Source organism: Nocardiopsis sp. MG754419 (genome assembly GCF_018207095.1).
Taxonomy (GTDB): Bacteria; Actinomycetota; Actinomycetes; order Streptosporangiales; family Streptosporangiaceae; genus Nocardiopsis.
This window is the reverse complement of sequence record NZ_QOCZ01000446.1, coordinates 1-308: the sequence shown is the minus strand read 5'-3', so window position 1 is coordinate 308 and position 308 is coordinate 1. Positions and strand designations below refer to the sequence as shown.

Sequence of the window (308 nt, the reverse complement as noted above, 5' to 3'; positions counted from 1 at the left end):
CCCCGCCGATCCCGAACGCTCCGCCCGCGAACGACGCGACCTCGCCATCGCCGGGTTCACCGCGTTGCGACTCCGCCTCGCCACGGGCGACGTCACCGCCCTGACCGACCTCTACGACGCCGCCCTGAGGCTGGTCGCGGACCGCCTGCCCGAGTGGCGCACCCGGTTCGCGCACGGTCCCGGCGCGGAGGTGGCCCGCACCGCCTCCCACCTGGAGGCGCTCGCCTCGGGCGACACCGCCCACCTGTCCCGTGCCTCCGTCCACCGTGGCGTGGCGGGCCCGGCCTGGGGCATGTGCGGGCACCTCG

1 pseudogene is annotated in these 308 nt (G+C 77.3%); it reads left to right on the top strand.

The annotated features are described in order from the left end of the window. A pseudogene (locus DSY14_RS28485) lies at window positions 1-308 on the top strand (cupin); the annotation flags it as partial.